Below are 17,656 nucleotides of genomic sequence, written 5' to 3'. Positions count from 1 at the left end.
AAAGCGTTTGTGGCCAGCTATGGTATGGCAGAAGCTACGCTTGCCATCAGTTTTGCACCGCTTGATACGGGCATAGAAACCGATACGGTTGACCTTCCCGCGCTAGAAAGCACAGGAATTGCACGCCCACCCGCCAGTGCGGATACGCCAAGCCGCACCTTTGTTATTTGCGGGAAAGTTCTGCCCGGACATGAACTGGAGGTTCGGAACAGTTATGGCCGCGTGCTAAGTGACCGAGAAGTTGGCACTATTTATGTGCGTGGCCCAAGCCTGATGAGCGGTTACTTCCGTATGCCGGAAGAAAGCAGCAAAACGCTGGATGCAGATAACTGGCTGAACACTGGTGACCTTGGCTATATGCTCAATGGGCAGATAGTTGTAACGGGCCGCGCCAAAGACCTGATTATTATTAATGGCCGCAATATTTGGCCACAGGATTTGGAGTGGTCTGCCGAAACGCATATTCCTGTTCTACGCAGCCGAGATGTGGCCGTTTTCTCGCTGGAAAAAGGTGACCATGAGGAAATCGTGGCGCTTATTCAGTGCCGTGCCTCTGCTACCGACACGCGCGAGAAGCTGAAAGCCGAAGCTACCAGTTTGTTCCGCCGCCTTCATGGGGTGGAAGTTTCTGTTGTATTGGTGCCGCCCCATGCACTGCCGCAGACATCTTCTGGCAAACTAACCCGTGCAAAAGCCCGTACCATGTATCTCAGCGGCGCGTTTGAGCAGCAGTCTGAAGTCGCCTGACCGGTCTACGGGATTTTATCGCCCCTTTATGAGGAGAAAGGCTGGTCAAACTGGCCTTTTTCACCCATAAGGCGGCACTGCGAGCACAAGCTCGGCACAAAACAAACGCCCTTAAGGGATGAAGGATCCGACATGAGCGAAACCGTTGAAAGCGTTTCCGCGCTGATCATTCAAAAGCTCCTCGCCAACCCGAAGGTTCCGCGTGACATTGATGGTAACTGCAAGATCATGGAAGATCTCGCATTTGATTCTTTGGCCGTCATGAACTTCGTTATGGAAGTTGAAGACAGCTTGGATGTTTCCATCCCGCTCGACAAACTGGCCGATATCCGGACAATCAATGACCTTGCCGCATGCATTGTCGCTCTGAAAAACAAAGGGTGAGCGTGGATGACATCACTATTTTCCAAATTTGAAGGTACGGCAGGCGCGCTGGGTTCTGTAATCGCCGTTGGTGGCCGCAACCCTTTTGCTGTTGTTATTGAAAAACCTGTATCTTCAACTGTTGGAATTATTGAAGGTCGGGAAACGCTTCTTTTTGGTACCAATAATTATTTGGGCCTTAGCCAATCCAAAAACGCTATTCGAGCAGCGCAGGAAGCTGCTGCCGCGTGTGGCGTAGGCACTACGGGCTCGCGCATTGCAAATGGTACGCAATCCCTCCATCGGCAGCTTGAAAAAGATATTGCCGCATTTTTTGGCCGCCGTGATGCCATGGTTTTTTCAACTGGTTATCAGGCCAACTTGGGCATCATTTCCACTCTGGCTGGCAAGGGCGATCATCTGTTTTTAGATGCAGATAGCCATGCCAGTATTTACGATGGCAGCCGCCTAAGTGCTGCTGAAGTGATCCGCTTCCGCCACAATGACCCAGATAACCTTTACAAACGCCTTAAACGCATGGATGGCACACCCGGCGCCAAACTGATTGTGGTTGAAGGTATTTATTCCATGACGGGCAATGTGGCCCCGATTGCAGAATTTGTAGCCGTTAAAAAAGAAACCGGCGCATACCTTCTGGTAGATGAAGCCCACTCCTTTGGTGTGTTGGGTGAAAACGGACGCGGTGCGGCTGAAGCCGATGGTGTGGAAGCTGATGTAGACTTTATTGTCGGCACATTCTCAAAAAGCCTTGGCACTGTTGGTGGCTACTGCGTATCCGATCATCCTGAACTGGAATTTGTACGTCTGAACTGCCGCCCTTACATGTTTACGGCGTCCCTTCCGCCAGAAGTTATTGCGGCAACAACGGCTGCCTTGGGCGATATGCAGGCGCATCCAGAACTGCGTAAACAGCTTATGGCCAATGCTCAGCAACTTCATGCCGGTTTTGTAGATATCGGGCTAAATGCCAGCAAACAGGCCACCCCTGTTATTGCTGTTACACTGGAAACGGCTGAAGAAGCTATTCCCATGTGGAACAGACTGCTGGAGCTTGGTGTGTACGTAAACCTTAGCCTTCCTCCGGCAACGCCTGATTCTCGGCCTTTGCTGCGTTGTTCTGTAATGGCCACCCATACGCCAGAGCAAATTGCTCAGGCTATTGCCATATTCCGGCAAGCTGCCGCAGAAGTAGGCGTATCCCCCGCGGCTACCGCAGCATAAAATTCTTATTTGCGTTTAAACGCCCCTTGTTGCCATAACCGCCAAACAATTGGCGGCGCTGCCAGCAAGGGGTGTTTTTCTGCAAACGGAGAAAGCGGCACTTCTATCCCGCTATGACGCTGGACTTTCCAAGCAGCGTAACGTGCTCCACCTGTAAAAGTATAAGCTGCCTTAAGCAGGCGCAAAATATTTAAAGGCCGCCCGCAAGACGCACGTAATGCCCATTTTTGAATGGCATGTTGCTTTTGTTCCTGCGGGATTTGCGGCGTTACAATCTGATCTTGAGATGCATATGGAATGCCCAGCATTTGCCAACACGGCAACAAAAGCTGCGCATAACGCTGGATATAAGCATCTACAATACTTTGCCCACGGCCTGCTTTTTCAACGCGCAATTCAACCCGATAGGTATTGCGGTACAAAGCATTCCAATAATCCAGAACGCTGCCTGAATCCGGGCCAAGCTGTGCCGCCCACCATGCGGCAGTCAATACCGCCCGCATTACACAAGCATGCAGCGCTTCTTGCGCTTTACTATCTCGCCACCATACCAACCGAACAGGCTGCGAAAAGCGCGCCCATACCGTGGTATCCAATGTGTGTGGGCGCGTTAGAGCACGAAACTGCGTAAGGGACAAAATGGCAACTTTGGCCCGCAGAAGATGCTCCCCTACCCTACATTCATGATATTCAACATTAGGAGGCAAAAGGGCATTTGCCAGACAGGAAAGCCTTGTTCTGGGCCAGTCTGCCTGTTTATCTACGATAATATAAAAATCCAGCAGGGTGTCATCTTGGATCCCGCCCCGCAGGCCAGATCCATAAAACAGAACCCCTAATGGTTGTGCATCGCCTAAAAGATTATGCACAAATTCCGTAACCAAAGGGGATACTGGTGTATGCAGTTCTTGCTCTGTAAGGGTGAAAATTTCTTTCTGCCCCTGCCGAATACCCTTCATGAACTGCTTTTCCACCAGAACGTTTTAAACATGCACAAAAGAAACTACGGGACCCGCAGAAACAGTCAGGCTGCCATCTTGCCCCGGGGGCAGAACTTCACCGTCTAGAATAAAGGATTGATCTGTACGCAACACCAGTTCCGTTGCCGAACCGCTCCTATAAGCCGCATTCTGCCGTAGCCATTGCGGTGCTTTCCCCCGCAGCAAGTTCCAGACTGCACGCCCCAAATGTGGAGGAAAAGCAGCAACATCCAGATAGCTAATCCCTCGGTCTGCTTCTTTCAGATTCTGCCAGAAAGGCCAAATACCGTGGGGCAAGCGATGCAAAGCTGTACATAAAAACAGAAAATGATCCTGTTCGGGCAATACCTCGCCATCCCGCTCCACTGTAACTTTTGTGCCTTCCAGCCAGCCGCGTCTATGTTTGGGGCTTAACAATTGCCACGCAGTTACAAACAATGTCGCCATAACAGCGGCATCATGCGAGTAATTCTTTAGAATTTTGGGGTCATGCGCAATTTCAATCCCGCGCCCAAAAGCACCTAAACCACCGAAGAAGCCTAGAGACGCCCCATCTTTCTGGCCGTCCCGCGTGACAACCAGAGGCTGCCTGCGCCGCACATCGGAAAGAAGGCGCCCAGATGCAAGACGCGCTTGCAAAATCTGTAATGCCTCAACCCCACGCTTACCAAACCCAACGTCTGTGGCAATCAGGTTGGTATTACCAGAGGGTAATACAACAATACTGGGCCACTGCTCTGGTGGGCAAGATGACGTATACAGTGCGCTGAGAACGTGCCCGACTGTGCCATCTCCCCCATCTACAACCAGACAGCTTATTTTTTGCTGTAACAGGGCATAAACTTGCTGCCTTAGTGCAGCATGCGTTCTAGGGGAGCAGAACAAGGGCCCCAACATTTTGCCCGTAAGTTCCAGATACTTGGGATCTGCCTTCAAATTCCGACGGCTACGAGGATTGTATATCAGGGCAAAACGATCGGACATTCAGCACTCTTGCTATAAACAAACAAAAACGCCAGCGCCTTTTGCCCCGGCTACGGGCGATGGTATAAAGGCTGTTATGGCTCTTGTCACATGCCGTGGGGCCATACCCCGTCATCGGAGATGTGTTTTTCTTGTCCTGCGTTCATATCGCCCACCTGTCTGACCCACATCTGCCACTTGTCGGCTTGCCTTCTTTGAAGGAAATCCGCTTCAAGCGCATTCTCAGTTTGTTGTCATGGCAACTGGGGCGCAGGCATCTGCATAAATTACCGGCGTTGCAGGCAATTATGCAGGATATCCGCCATTTTCACCCGGATATGGTTGCTCTGACGGGGGATCTGACCAATCTGGGCCTGCTCAAGGAATTTCAGAACGCACGGCAGTGGCTTTTACAGCAGGATTTGCCCCCTGCACTGCTTATTCCGGGCAATCATGATGCGCTGATAAAAGAGAACAGTGCTGTCAAACAGGCACTCTGGGCCGAATGGCTACATAACCGCACACAATCTGAACCAGCAGCTCCTTCGCTACTGGTCAAAGAGCATGTGGCCCTTATTGGAATAAACACAGCCATTCCTACCCTGCCTTTTCTGGCATCTGGCAAGGCAGGGCAAGCTCAGCTTGTGCTTTTGGCGGATCTGTTGCGCCGCACGCGCGCTATGGGTTTATGTCGGATTGTGTTACTCCATCACCCTCCGGCGCAAGGTATTGTCAGCCGCCGCAAAGGGCTGGATGACTTTCAGGCGTTTCAAGATGTATTGCGTGCAGAAGGTGCTGAACTTGTGCTTTACGGGCATTCTCATCGTGCGCAAATCACTCCTATTCCGGGCACAGATATTCTGGCGGTCAGCAGCACTTCGGCTTCCCATATTGCGGATGAACCGGAAAAAAGTGCGGGCTGGAATACTATTTCCGTGCACAAGCGGCCCGACATCTGGCACATCACCATTCAGCACCGCAGCTTAATGCCTGATGGAAGCTTGCAAGACAGCCAGATGAGGCGTGTGTGCCGTGCGCATCGCTTTTTGCCCGCAACCTCGCTATGACAGCCCGCATGCTCAATGTGCCTTTCCTGCGCCGGATTGTTGCTTCGCTTCGCCCCGGCACATTAGACCGTTACCTGATTGCTCAGGTTATGCCGCCTTTTTTGGTGGCACTGTCTGTGGTGATGATTGCCCTGATACTTGAACGCCTTTTGGTGCTGTTCAATCTGCTGGCTGCGGGCAACAACCACATTGGCATCTTTATTGGCCTGCTAGCGGCCTTGCTGCCCCATTATCTTGGCTTGGCTATTCCCGCAGCGCTTTGCGTGGCGGTATTTACCGTCATCCGCCGCATGAGCCAGAATGAAGAAATTGATGCCATTAACAGCAGTGGTCTTTCACTGCTGCGGATCACACGCCCCTATATCCAGCTGGGCATTATTTTAGGTGTTCTTTCCTTCCTGCTTTATGGCTTTATTCAGCCTCACGCGCGGTATGATTTCCGTTCAACCTTTTATATTGCCAGCCATACGGGCTGGGCACCGCGTTTACAGCCCCGCATGTTTGCCAGCCCTTCGTCCCAACTCACCATTGTTGCGGACAAGGTCTCTCAAAGCGGTTCTGATCTGGAGAACGTTTTTATCAGAGACCTGTCTGAACAGCAGGAACGCGATATTACAGCGCGCAATGGGCATATCCGCATCGGTTCAGATGGGGAAACCGTTGAGATTGATCTGACCAATGGCGTGATTGTCACGGATAAAGGGGATGGCGTGCCTAGTCTGGTCACATTTGATCATTCAACACGCTACCTGACGCATGCCTCTCACATCTCCCCATTCCGTACCCGCGGCGAGGATGAGCGAGAACTGACATCTCCCGAACTGGTTGGCCGCCTGATCCGGCATGATCCTTCCATTTCCCGGCCACATATGCGCTCTGAAGTGCATTTTCGTATGGCGCGCAGCCTGACTGTGCCTTTTATTCCACTGCTGGCGGCTTCTCTGGCACTCATGCGCAAGCGCCAACGCAACAATGCCGGTCTGCCTCTGGCCTTTATTATTATGGTTGGGTTTGACCACATCATCCAGTTTGGCCACAGCATGGTTGCCACAAAAAAGGCATCGCTTCTGCTTATCTGGGGGCCTGCTTTGGTCTTTATTGTCGGCTGCACGCTCCTGCTGCTTTATAAGTCTGGCAGTTTTCAGGTGTTAAAAGCCTGGCGTTCCCGCTCATCTGCCCAAAAAGCCCTGCCATGAGCCAATCTTCAAGCATGCCCCGCCACGTTCTTCTCCGCTATCTTTCCATGGCGTTGCTCACGCGCGTGATTTTTTGTGGTGCCGTTCTTGTCGGACTTCTTGAAATTCTGGCTCTGCTTGAACAAACCACACCTATTTTACAGCGGCACTTGGGCATACAGGGTATTCTAAGTTTTGCGGCCATGCGCGCGCCTTTTCTGTTGGCAGGTGCGCTTCCATTAAGTGTGCTGATTGGTGCGCTGCTTATGCTCACCCAGATGACATTGGCCAGCGAGATTGCCATCCTACGCGCCTGCGGTCTTTCTACCTTTGGCCTATATAAATACCTTATCCCGGCTACGCTCGTTATTGGCTTTGCCGGTGTTGTGCTGGATGATCAGGTCACCCCTCGGTCTGAACAGGCCTTGGCCGCATGGTGGAACCGCACAGACCCGCACCCAGAAAACGGGCACGCCTTCTGGTTTCATGATAGCAACCGTATTGCCCATATTGGTTATACATCTGATGGCGGCAATATGCTGACCAAGGTAGATATCTACATCCGTGATGCCAGCGGACGGCTACAACAGATTCTTCACGCCAAATCGGCTGATTACACGCATACGCGTGGCTGGCTCCTGCACAATGTTGATAGCATTACCGTGGAGGGCGAAAAAACCACACGTCTGCCTTCTGTTCAGGACATGGGCTGGGATACAAGCCTGCATCCGTGGGAGTTTATTCGACTGTCTGCCGAAAATCCGCCGCTTTCTTCCACCACCATTCTGGGCATGTTACGTGGGCGCCTGCCATCCCATACCAGCCCCGGTTTTCTGGAGGCTGGGCTGCTTGAACGCTTTTTGCGTCCAGCATCCCTGCTTGTTCTTTTGTTGATTGCGTTGCCCACAATCTATATCCCTCCACGGACAGGAACGCGCAGCTGGGTGCCGGTATGGTGCTTGGGCAGCGGGCTGTTGTTTATTATTGTGCAGGGTATGCTACGCGCAATGGGAAATGCGGGGTTGCTACCACCGGCAATTGCTACCATACCCGCACTGATTATTTTCACACTGGGGGCCATTACTGTGCTCCTGAGGAATGAAACACGATGAGCGGAACGCTAAATAACTCGTCGCTTAAAACCGGGCGCAGCTTTGATCTGGGGAAAATGAACCTCAGGCAGCTTTGGGTGGCATATCTTACCTACCCAACCATCCTGCTCTATTTTGCGCTGGTTATTGCTTCTGCTGCGCTGGCTGCGTATTTTTTTGCTGGCTGGTGGCCAACGCTGGTTTCTCTGGTAGCGGTTGTTATCGTGTACCCCGTGGTATGGTACCTGCTGCACCGTTATGTGCTGCATGGCCGTATTCTGTATAAAATGAAATGGACGGCTGCATTGTGGAAGCGCATCCATTTTGACCATCATCAGGACCCGCATCTGCTGGATGTTCTGTTTGGTGCACCAGTTACAACACTGCCAACCATTGGGGCGGTAACCATCCCCATTGGGTATCTTATTGGTGGCATTGGGGCTGCGGCCACAGCGTTTGGTACGGGCGTTGCCATTACCTGCATTTACGAATTCTTCCACTGCATCCAACACCTCAACTACAAGCCCCGCTCAAGTTGGATCCAGCGTATGAAAGCGCGCCATGTGCTGCACCACTTCCATGATGAAGATGGGAACTTTGGCATTACCAGCTTTGTCGTGGATCGGATATTTGGCTCATATTATCTGGATGCCAAAGCTCGCCCCCGTAGCCCCACGGTGTTCAATCTAGGTTACGATGTTAAGGAAGCCCAACAGTATCCGTGGGTGATGGATCTGACTGGTGCCCCCCCGCGTGACCGCCCCGATGGTGCACGCCCGGCGGCGGAGAACAGGAAAGCGGCATGACCGCTTCCTCCCAAGGCATTACAGCCTTTATTCTGGCTGGCTCTCGCCCCGGCAAGCCAGATCCCGTTGCATTGGCCGGAGGCGTTTCTCACAAAGCGCTTCTGCCTATTGGCGGGGTACCTATGCTTTTAAGGGTGATTGATGCACTCCAACAGGTGCCTCAGGTCACCCGCATTGCTGTGTGCATTGAAAACCCGCAAATTATCGCTTCCATCATTCCCGCAGGCATAGACGTTATTCCTGCGCGCCCTGAAGGCCCTAGCGCAAGCGTGCTGGCTGGCCTTGCGCGCTATGGCACACCTTTGTTGGTGACCACCGCAGATAATGCCCTACTCCAGCCAAGCTGGGTGCAGGAACTGCTCAGCCAGAGCCATCCACAAGCCGATCTTGCTGTGGCCGTTGCGGCAGAAACAACTGTGAAGCAAGGTGTGCCCAATACGCAGCGCACCTATATTCGGCTGGCTGATCTGGCTTTTTCTGGCTGCAATTTGTTTTTATTCCGCACGTCTGTTTCTGCCCGCGTGGCAGACCTGTGGCGGCATGTAGAGAAAAACCGCAAGCACCCTTTGCGTGTTGCATGGGTTTTAGGGCCGAGTATTTTGCTCCGCGCCCTATGTGGCAAGCTGACACGCCACGCGCTGTATCAACGCATCTATCGCCTCACCAGCGCGAAAGCAGAACTTGTTCCGCTTTCTGATGGCCGCGCTGCTGTGGATGTAGATAAACCTGCCGATGTTGTGTTGGCAGAGGAACTTGCTTCCACCCTTCCCGCTTGTTCTTTCGCACAAACACGACAGAAATAAAATTTCTTCAGATTTAGACCGGCAGCAATGCATGCAGTGCGGAAGGAATGTCCGCCATACTAGCTGCTTGGCCATCTGCCTGTGCTGCCAATGCGCTGGAACCATACCCCCATGCAGCAAACACAAACTTCACGCCGGCTCCTGTAGCGGCCCCATAATCTGGCGGCATATCCCCAATCATCACGCTGCGCGAAACTTCCCCTCCCGCCTGTTTGATTGTCTCCAATAAATGCGCAGGATCTGGTTTGTGGGCTGCAAAACTGTCACCTCCGCCTATTGCTGTAAAAAGTGATGCCAGGCCAAAATCATCCAAAATACGTCGAGCGGCCACCTCTGGCTTGTTGGTACATACAGCCAGCAACCATCCAGCATCTTTCAACTGTTCCAATGCCTGCTGTGTGCCGGGGAATAAACGTGAAAGCTGCGTGGCCCGTGGCGTGTAAAGCTCCATAAACCTTTGCACAGCTTCGGCCTCCGTAAACGGTAAGGCATAAGGCTGCGCAGTTATGGCCTTCTGTTTTTCACGCCCTGCATTCAGAACACGTTTCACCAGAGCAGGCACGCCATTGCCTATCATGGTGCGCACCTCTGTATCTGTCAGCGGTGGAAGATGGCAGATTTCCAGCAATTCCCGGCTACACGCAGCCAGATCTGGCACGGAATCAAGCAATGTGCCGTCCATATCAAAAACAGCAAGACGAGGTGTGGACATGCAGTTTTTCCTTGCCGAGTAAATATCTGAAAACTTTTATGATATTGGCATGTTTGTTTTCCGGTGTGGAGACGTTTGACACATGCCGGAGCTTGGCTTACCGCATGCTCTTATGACGTCTATTTCCGCACCACGTCCTGCCACGGCGGTTCTTCTGGCCGCCGGACTGGGCACCCGCATGAAATCCTCCCGCCCTAAAGCCATGCAATCTCTTGGTGGCCGACCAATGCTGGCTCATCTGCTGGCCAATGCAGCGGAGGTATTTGACAGGCTGGTTGTTGTAATCGGCCCAGATATGGAAGAGGTTGCCGAATTAGCAGCCCCCTACCCAGTGGTTGTGCAGCAAGAACGCCTGGGCACAGCTCACGCAGCTTTGCAGGCCGAAGCCTGGTTTGGCGATGGCGATGTGGCCGTTCTGTATGCGGATAACCCGCTGATTTCAGCAGAAACACTCAACCGTCTATTGGAAGAGCGCCGGAAGCCAGATGTAGGTTTGGCATTGTTGGCAATGCGCCCAGCCGATCCTGCACGTTATGGCCGCGTGGTTGCCCAAGATGGCAATGTAGAACGTATTGTAGAATGGGCAGACGCCACGCCAGAAGATCGTGCGATTGACCTGTGCAATGCCGGTGTATTGTGTGCAGATGCCGTGGATTTCCGCCGTTGGCTCCATAACGTGCGCAATGATAACGCCAAGGGCGAATATTACCTGACAGACGTGGTGGATCTGGCCGTTGCCGATAACGTGCAGGTGCGCGCGGTAGAAGCAGCGGAAGATGAACTACGCGGCGTAAATTCCCGTGCGGAACTTGCACAGGCAGAAGCCGCACTGCAAACACGACTGCGCAATAAGGCCATGGAAAACGGTGTAACATTGGTTGCGCCAGAAACTGTGTTTCTAAGTGCTGATACGCAAATTGAAGCGGATGTGCTGATAGAACCCAACGTGTTCTTTGGCCCAGGTGTAACCGTGCAAAGTGGTGCTGTTATTCGAGCCTTTAGCCACCTTGAAGGATGCGAAGTGCAGGCCAATGCGATTATTGGCCCCTATGCACGCATTCGGGAAGGTACCACCATTGGCGCTTCTGCACGGGTTGGTAACTTTGTTGAGCTCAAAGCCACAACGCTGGGTGAAGGTTCCAAAGCCAATCATCTGACATATCTGGGTAATGCCGAAATTGGCAGCCGCACCAATATTGGCGCAGGTACCATTACCTGCAATTATGATGGCGTGTTCAAACACACCACCACGATTGGAGACAAAGCCTTTATTGGTTCAGATGCCATTATCGTAGCGCCCGTGAATATTGGGAACAACGCTCTGGTGGCTGCTGGCAGTGTCATTACACAAAATGTGCCAGATGAAGCTTTGGCTTTTGGCCGAGCGCAGCAGGTGAATAAAGCTGAAATGGGCAGGCTTTTTAAAGAGCGCCTGCAAGCAAAAAAGGAAAACGGCTGATGTGTGGGATCTGCGGCGTTGTTGGCCGAAGGCATGCCACCCCTATTGTTTTTGAAGGTCTGCGCCGGTTGGAATATCGGGGCTATGATTCCGCAGGTATTGCCACGTTAGTAGATGGGCGTGTTGAACGCCGCCGTGCAGCAGGCAAGCTCGATAATCTTGCGGCACTGCTCAAAAAATCTCCGCTGCCCGGCACCACAGGCATTGGCCACACACGCTGGGCTACTCATGGTGCCCCCACCGCGTGCAATGCGCACCCTCATGGTACCGAGCGCGTGGCCATTGTGCACAATGGCATTATCGAAAACTTTGAAACCCTGCGCCGTGAGCTTGAAGCTGCTGGTCAGGTTTTTGAAACAGAAACCGATAGCGAAACCATCGCCCTGCTGGTGGACTACCACCTGCAACAGGGTCTGGAACCCAAGGAAGCTGCTCTCCGCGCGCTGCGCCGCCTAGAAGGTGCATACGCCGTTGCCATGATTTTTGCTGGCCATGAAGGGCTGATGATTGGCGCATGCCACAGTGCCCCACTGGCTGTGGGCTTTGGCGATGATGAAATGTTTCTGGGCTCCGATTCACTGGCTCTGGCACCGCTGACCCGTCGCATTGCCTACATGGAAGACGGAGACTGCGTTGTTATCACCCCCAAGGGTGCTGAGTTCATGAATTTTGACGGTGCACCTGTTGAACGCACCATTCAGCTTACCGCTTTGGCTGCTGGTTCCATCGGCAAAGATGGTTACCGCCATTACATGGAAAAAGAGCTGCACGAACATCCGTTGGTGATCGGCCAGACCTTGCAGCGCATGGTGGACCCGGCTTCTCGCCGTGTGATCTTGCCGGAACTGCCTTTTGATCTGGCAGAAGTGCCACGTGCCGTTATTACCGCCTGTGGGTCTGCCTTTTTTGCCGGGATGATTGGCCGCTACTGGCTGGAAGAAATTGCCCGCTTGCCCGTGGATATAGATGTTGCCAGCGAGATGCGTTACCGCAACCCGCCGCTCACGGAAGGATCCTTGGGGCTGTTGATTTCTCAATCAGGGGAAACAGCAGATACACTGGCAGCCCTACGTAGCCTGCGTGAAAAAGCAGTCCACATTGTTTCCGTGCTGAATGTTGAACACAGCACGATGGCGCGGGAAAGCGATGTTGTGCTGGGCACTGTGGCAGGCCCGGAAATTTCTGTGGCATCTACCAAGGCCTTTACAGCCCAGCTCACCGTATTGGCGTGCCTGACCATCGCCACAGCCCGCGCCCGCGGCAAACTGGATACACTGGCAGAAGAACATCTGGTTAGTGCCCTGCTAGACCTCCCCAGCCGTGCTGCGGAAGTGTTCAACCAGACGGATGCCATTCGCGCTATGGCACAAGTTGTGGTGGAAGCGCGTGACGTTCTATATCTGGGCCGTGGCAGCATGTTCCCCGTTGCCATGGAAGGTGCGCTCAAGCTGAAGGAAATTTCCTACATTCACGCAGAAGCATATGCTGCTGGCGAAATGAAGCACGGACCGATTTCCCTTATCGATCGCACAGTGCCTATTGTTGCTACCGTGCCATCCAACGCGTTGTTTGAAAAAACACTCTCCAACCTGCAGGAAGCCAAGGCACGCGGTGGCCGCCTGCTGGTGTTTACGGATACCAAAGGAGCTGAACGTGTTTCTGCCATCGCAGAACAGATGGTGGTTCTGCCGCACGTGCACGATTTTGTAGCCCCCATTCTGCAAACCATTCCGGTGCAGATGCTGGCTTATGAGGTTGCTGTGCTGAAAGGCACAGACGTAGACCAACCACGTAACCTCGCTAAATCGGTTACCGTAGAATAAATACAAAAAAGCCCCTACCTGCACGGATAGGGGCTTTTTACTGCTTAGGGCTGCTGCTGGGGTTTTCCTTCCAGCTCCACCATGATGTGGCCCATTTTGGGGCTATCCACCTCTATTCTGGTTGCAACCATGCCGATCTGGGGAATGTTCTCAAACCACACACGTCCCTGTTGTGGCTTTCTGGCTTTGCGATCTGCGCTGGACAGTTTGAAGCCCTTGATCTGCTGCGCCACAAAATTGCAGCGCAGGCCATCTTCTCCCCAATTTTTTGATGCGCCGTCTGGCAAAGGCTGAACGCCTTCTGTTTGCACCTGCAACGTGCTTAAGCGCACACCGTCAAACACCTTCACCTCACCATTGCCGCAGCCCTGCCCTTCCTGCACCTTGTGCAAAAGCGCCATCAGGATAGCCACATTATCTACCGCACCTTTGCGCTCATCTGGCAAAATCTGTTCGCGATCGGTTTCTACAGGTTCCATTGTCTGCACATCCGGCATGTCCTGCTTATAGGCAATAGATAGATGCCGGTTTTTACCACGAGACCAACCTGCGCTTTCATAGCTTTCTGGCTCAGGCATGCCGCTATCGTAAAAATGACCCTGCGCACGCAGGTTGATATTGGTTTTCATAAAAAGCTGAAGCAATCCGCCCGTTTTGCTTTGGGCGGCTACGCTATATTGGTTTCCGCTTAGGCGATAAGCACTGTTAATGGTCATAACATGCAGGCCATGCGCGTACACAAAATAGCGCACCACTGTTTGCGGGGCAGAAACCGCGCCCGCAAATGGTGTTGCCATCACCTCTCCAGCCCCAAGCAACAGACCTACGGCACAGGCTTTGGCAAAACGATGCTTAAATAACAGATGCAAAAAAGACATTAGAAAGTCCCTTTGGAATCATCAGGAAAAATCCTGCCGTTCCCCACGATAACCCAAACGGATAGAAACAGCCTGCGCCAACCCCGCAGCCATATTGCCCAATTGCGCAACGGTGAAACGGCTTAATTCTGTTTGAGGCAGGCTAATGCCAATACCGGCTACGGTCTGCCCAGAATGATCCCTTACAGAGGCAGCAAAGCACCATAGCCCTTCATGCACCTGCTCATCATCCACCGCGTATCCTCTGTCACGAATTTCTGCGATTTCACGCACCAATGTCGTCACAGAGCAGATACCGTTTGGCGTAAGCGGTTCTGACCATGTGGAAACAGGGTTAAGAGCCAGCCATTCTCTGAAAGACGTATCATCCATACCAGCCAGCATGGCATTACCTGTGGCCGTAAATATGGCAGGCAAGCGCATACCCACCCTAAAAGAGGCCCCAAGCACTGTAGCGCTATTGCGGCAGGCCACGTAAACAACCTCTGCCCCCTCCAGCATGGTCAGCGTTACCGTAAACGCATCCAGATCGGCACGATTCTCCAACACATGGTAGAATTCCGTTACCAGATCGCGCTTTTCCGTCACGTCTCCGGCCCAGTCCAACAAGCGTGTGCCCAGCCTGTAGCCCTGAGATGCGTTTTTCTCCAGCAGCCCCAATTCCACCATAACAGCCAGCAGGCCATGCACCGTGCTGCGTGGCAAATCGAGCTGGCGCGCCACATCTGCGGCCAAGGGCGGCCTGCTGGAAGCCTTCACCATATCAAGAATACGAACGGCCCGCCGCAATGCGGGAACCGTGTCCTGCGATTTGGACATACTTTTTCTTATTTTCCTTGTTGACAGAGAGGTCCGATCTCTTCATTATTCCAAATACGGGATCGAGTTCAATATAATGAACAACAAAAATCAGAACCGATCTTGCCGCGCAGAAGACATAGTGGAAGCCTGAAAAACAAGAACCCGAAAACGGGCAGCGGGCTTCCACTCTTCTTCGGCATTATGCCGTAAATAAATGCACCAAAATCTCGCTCCCTTTTCCGTCCTGCGCTACAGATAAAGCCTTTCCTGCACCATAGCAGCAAAAGGGCATGAACTTGACCTGTATATATGATTTTAAACTCCCCGCCCTAAATGGAAGCACCCTTGATCTGAGCGCTTATCGGGGGAAACCTGTTCTGGTGGTAAACACCGCATCTAAATGCGGATTTACCCCGCAATATGAAGGCTTGCAGGCTTTGTGGACACAGTTCCAAAAAGCCGGACTAGTTGTTGTGGGGGTACCAAGCAATGATTTTGGCCAGCAGGAACCCGGCACTTCGGAAGAGATTTCCTCCTTCTGCCAGATCAATTACGGGGTTACCTTCCCTATGGCGGCACGCAGCCCTGTAAAAGGGTCAGATGCTATTCCTCTCTTTAAATGGCTGGATAGTGAGCTTGGGTTTCTGGCTCGGCCACGGTGGAACTTCTTTAAGTATCTCACCAACCGTCAGGGTATGCCAGTTGCATGGTTTAGCAGCCTAACGCCGCCTACATCTGGGCGTGTCAGGCATGCTGTGGAAAAGGCTCTCAAATCGTAAAAATTAACCCGCAGAGGCAGGCAGTGGATCGCCGTTAAAATCGGCAGGAACCAGCCTGCCCTCCTGCATGGTCACAACCCTATCCATCCTGGGCAGCAATTCGCGGTTATGGGTTGCCACCAAAACCGCCAACCCTTTCTGGCGCACAACATCAAGCAACTGAGAAAATACGCTATCTGCCGTATGCACATCCAAGTTGCCGGTAGGTTCATCAGCGAGCAAAAGAGCCGGATCGTTTGCTAGGGCACGTGCAATGGCAACACGCTGCTGCTCACCGCCTGAAAGCTTGCCCGGCAAATGGTTTACACGGTGTGCCAAGCCAAACATGCGTAAAAGCTCCTCGGCTTTACGGCGTGCCTGTGCCTTGCCTATGCCCGCAATCATCTGCGGAAGCACCACGTTTTCCTTGGCTGTAAATTCACCCAGAAGGTGGTGAAATTGATAAACAAATCCTATCTGGTCTCGCCGCATCGCTGTGCGTCCGGCATCTGCCATGCCAGTGGTAATCTGGCCCGCAATAACAATCTCGCCCGCGTCTGGCGTATCCAGCAAACCAGCCAGATGCAGCAAGGTTGATTTACCTGTGCCTGATGGCGCAACCAGACCTACAATTTCACCGGCATGCAGCGAGAAATTGATATCCTGCAAAACCGGCAGAACACCCTCATCCCCACTGCGGTAAGCCTTGCGAACATGCTTAAGACTTAAAACTGGCTGATTATTCATGCCGCAAAGCCTCCACCGGGTCTGTTTTGGCTGCACGCCAAGAAGGGTAAAGCGTTGCCAGCAGGGAAAGCCCCAGCGCCATGACAATAACTTCGGCCACCTGCCCCCACACCAGCTTTGCTGGCAGGTGCTCCAGATAATAAACTTCCGGGTTGAACAGGTTCGTGCCGGTCAGTTTTTGCAGAAGCTGACGGATACGCTCAATATTCATGCAGAACACAACGCCGAGTGCCGTGCCTGCCACGGTGCCCGTTACGCCTACAAAAGCGCCGCACATTAAAAAAATGCGCATGATGGCGCCTCGGCTGGCCCCTATGGTACGCAGCACGGCAATATCGGCTGTTTTATCCTTCACCATCATGATGAGGGAGGAAATAACGTTAAAAGCCGCCACAAGGATGATAAGCGTGAGGATAAGGAACATCACATTCTGTTCCACCTGCACAGCACCAAACAAAGCGTTATTGGCGTTAGTCCAATCCAGCACGCGCAGGCCCGGATCCCCCACTGCATTTTCAATGGCAAGGGTAACAGGGCGCACGTGCTCTGCATCCTTGGTCATGACCTGAATCTGCGTGGCCTTGTTGGGCATCTGAAAGTAAATTTGCGCTGCGTGCATGGGCAAAAACACAACGCTAGAGTTGTAGTCGTTCACCCCGGCATCAAAAATGGCCACCACGCGGTACCTGCGCACACGTGGCACGGTGCCAAACGCTGTAGCAGCACCATCGGGTGAAACAAGGGTAAGGCCTGAGCCAATGCCCAACCCTGCCCGTTCCGCCATTGTAACGCCGACAACGATGGAATCATCCGGGCCAAAATCATCCAGAGATCCCGCAATAATGGAAGAACTGACGGCTTTAAGGTCTTTCAGCCCCTGAGGTGTCAGACCATGCACCATACCGCCAGAATTATAGGCACCGGCGCTGAGCAGCACCTGCCCTTCCACCAAAGGTGTGGCGCTGACCACACCCGGAACAGACCGAACCTTACGCGTGACATCTTCATATTGGGAGATTGTGCGGCCCTGCCCATAAATGGTCAGATCCCCATTCAACCCCAGAATGCGGCCCATAAGGTCGGCCTGAAAGCCGTTCATCACAGCCATAACGATAATGAGCGTTGCCACACCAAGGGCAATGCCAACTAGCGAGAAAATGGCAATAACTGATACAAACCGTTCCCCTCGCCGCGCACGGAGGTAACGGCCCGCCACCGCCCGCTCAAAGGGTCCGAACATG

The 17,656-nt window shown here is 52.9% G+C and carries 18 protein-coding genes (1 of these 18 only partly in view); 11 read left to right on the top strand and 7 right to left on the bottom strand.

Annotated elements, in window-relative coordinates; all coding sequences use genetic code 11:
* From FCN51_RS24130 to spt, 3 genes are all read left to right on the top strand, one after another.
* A protein-coding gene (locus FCN51_RS24130) for a fatty acyl-AMP ligase (RefSeq protein ID WP_035362397.1) crosses the window boundary here: on the top strand, positions 1–747 show its 3' portion. Its footprint begins 1,020 nt before the window's first position; the window shows 747 of its 1,767 coding nt (coding positions 1,021–1,767); the start codon falls outside the window, past its left edge; it ends in the stop codon at positions 745–747.
* A gap of 132 nt (positions 748–879) precedes the next feature.
* A complete protein-coding gene (locus FCN51_RS24125; protein ID WP_003625320.1) occupies positions 880–1,131 on the top strand; it encodes an acyl carrier protein in 252 nt (83 codons plus the stop codon).
* Between the two features lie 6 nt (positions 1,132–1,137).
* Positions 1,138–2,352: a serine palmitoyltransferase gene (spt, locus tag FCN51_RS24120; protein WP_003625318.1), complete on the top strand. Its 1,215-nt coding sequence runs from the start codon at positions 1,138–1,140 to the stop codon at positions 2,350–2,352.
* A 5-nt stretch (positions 2,353–2,357) separates the two neighbouring features.
* Here the strand turns inward: spt and FCN51_RS24115 are convergent, their stop codons facing one another.
* Together FCN51_RS24115 and FCN51_RS24110 are read right to left on the bottom strand one after the other, a co-directional pair.
* A complete protein-coding gene (locus FCN51_RS24115; protein WP_160257060.1) occupies positions 2,358–3,311 on the bottom strand; it encodes a hypothetical protein in 954 nt (317 codons plus the stop codon).
* 24 nt (positions 3,312–3,335) lie between these two features.
* Positions 3,336–4,316, bottom strand: a complete 981-nt coding sequence (locus FCN51_RS24110; protein WP_160257059.1) for a diacylglycerol/lipid kinase family protein — start codon at positions 4,314–4,316, stop codon at positions 3,336–3,338.
* Between the two features lie 95 nt (positions 4,317–4,411).
* Between FCN51_RS24110 and FCN51_RS24105 the strand changes: the two genes are divergently transcribed.
* From FCN51_RS24105 to mobA, 5 genes are read left to right on the top strand one after another with little or no spacing between them, the layout of a single operon-like run.
* On the top strand, positions 4,412–5,362 hold the full coding sequence (locus tag FCN51_RS24105; RefSeq protein ID WP_201762634.1) for a metallophosphoesterase family protein: 951 nt from the start codon (positions 4,412–4,414) through the stop codon (positions 5,360–5,362).
* Positions 5,359–6,558, top strand: a complete 1,200-nt coding sequence (locus tag FCN51_RS24100) for an LptF/LptG family permease (protein ID WP_160257057.1) — start codon at positions 5,359–5,361, stop codon at positions 6,556–6,558. Before FCN51_RS24105 ends, FCN51_RS24100 begins: the two co-directional genes overlap by 4 nt.
* Complete coding sequence (locus tag FCN51_RS24095) at positions 6,555–7,649, top strand: LptF/LptG family permease (protein WP_201762575.1); 1,095 nt, start codon at positions 6,555–6,557, stop codon at positions 7,647–7,649. Before FCN51_RS24100 ends, FCN51_RS24095 begins: the two co-directional genes overlap by 4 nt.
* Positions 7,646–8,434 carry a sterol desaturase family protein gene (locus FCN51_RS24090; protein ID WP_003625306.1) on the top strand — a complete coding sequence of 263 codons (789 nt, stop codon included), beginning with the start codon at positions 7,646–7,648 and terminating at the stop codon, positions 8,432–8,434. The genes FCN51_RS24095 and FCN51_RS24090 overlap by 4 nt, the downstream gene beginning before the upstream one ends.
* On the top strand, positions 8,431–9,237 hold the full coding sequence (mobA, locus tag FCN51_RS24085; RefSeq protein WP_160257055.1) for a molybdenum cofactor guanylyltransferase: 807 nt from the start codon (positions 8,431–8,433) through the stop codon (positions 9,235–9,237). Before FCN51_RS24090 ends, mobA begins: the two co-directional genes overlap by 4 nt.
* A 13-nt stretch (positions 9,238–9,250) precedes the next feature.
* On the opposite strand, the gene FCN51_RS24080 is transcribed toward mobA, so the two are convergent.
* Entirely contained in the window at positions 9,251–9,949 is a 699-nt protein-coding gene (locus FCN51_RS24080; protein WP_160257054.1) for an HAD family hydrolase, read from the bottom strand.
* A gap of 82 nt (positions 9,950–10,031) precedes the next feature.
* Here FCN51_RS24080 and glmU point away from each other — a divergent pair, with 82 nt between their 5' ends.
* Together glmU and glmS are read left to right on the top strand one after the other, a co-directional pair.
* Positions 10,032–11,408 carry a bifunctional UDP-N-acetylglucosamine diphosphorylase/glucosamine-1-phosphate N-acetyltransferase GlmU gene (gene glmU, locus FCN51_RS24075; RefSeq protein WP_160257053.1) on the top strand — a complete coding sequence of 459 codons (1,377 nt, stop codon included), beginning with the start codon at positions 10,032–10,034 and terminating at the stop codon, positions 11,406–11,408.
* The gene (gene glmS / locus FCN51_RS24070) at positions 11,408–13,231 is read left to right on the top strand and encodes a glutamine--fructose-6-phosphate transaminase (isomerizing) (RefSeq protein ID WP_020944118.1); all 1,824 of its coding nucleotides are present in this window, start codon (positions 11,408–11,410) and stop codon (positions 13,229–13,231) included. The genes glmU and glmS overlap by 1 nt, the downstream gene beginning before the upstream one ends.
* Before the next feature lie 44 nt (positions 13,232–13,275).
* Here glmS and FCN51_RS24065 read toward each other — a convergent pair whose 3' ends face one another.
* Both FCN51_RS24065 and FCN51_RS24060 read right to left on the bottom strand, forming a co-directional pair.
* Positions 13,276–14,109, bottom strand: a complete 834-nt coding sequence (locus FCN51_RS24065; protein WP_160257052.1) for a DUF3108 domain-containing protein — start codon at positions 14,107–14,109, stop codon at positions 13,276–13,278.
* A 21-nt stretch (positions 14,110–14,130) separates the two neighbouring features.
* Positions 14,131–14,928: an IclR family transcriptional regulator gene (locus FCN51_RS24060; RefSeq protein ID WP_003625295.1), complete on the bottom strand. Its 798-nt coding sequence runs from the start codon at positions 14,926–14,928 to the stop codon at positions 14,131–14,133.
* A 272-nt stretch (positions 14,929–15,200) separates the two neighbouring features.
* Here FCN51_RS24060 and FCN51_RS24055 point away from each other — a divergent pair, with 272 nt between their 5' ends.
* Positions 15,201–15,689, top strand: a complete 489-nt coding sequence (locus FCN51_RS24055) for a glutathione peroxidase (RefSeq protein WP_160257051.1) — start codon at positions 15,201–15,203, stop codon at positions 15,687–15,689.
* Between the two features lie 3 nt (positions 15,690–15,692).
* Here the strand turns inward: FCN51_RS24055 and FCN51_RS24050 are convergent, their stop codons facing one another.
* Together FCN51_RS24050 and FCN51_RS24045 are read right to left on the bottom strand one after the other, a co-directional pair.
* The gene (locus FCN51_RS24050; RefSeq protein WP_160257050.1) at positions 15,693–16,415 is read right to left on the bottom strand and encodes an ABC transporter ATP-binding protein; all 723 of its coding nucleotides are present in this window, start codon (positions 16,413–16,415) and stop codon (positions 15,693–15,695) included.
* Complete coding sequence (locus tag FCN51_RS24045) at positions 16,408–17,655, bottom strand: lipoprotein-releasing ABC transporter permease subunit (RefSeq protein ID WP_035366220.1); 1,248 nt, start codon at positions 17,653–17,655, stop codon at positions 16,408–16,410. Before FCN51_RS24045 ends, FCN51_RS24050 begins: the two co-directional genes overlap by 8 nt.
* Position 17,656 lies beyond the last annotated feature (1 nt).

This window comes from Acetobacter pasteurianus (assembly GCF_009914215.2).
Classification (GTDB): domain Bacteria; phylum Pseudomonadota; class Alphaproteobacteria; order Acetobacterales; family Acetobacteraceae; genus Acetobacter; species Acetobacter pasteurianus.
This window is presented reverse-complemented; position numbering and strand designations above follow the sequence as displayed.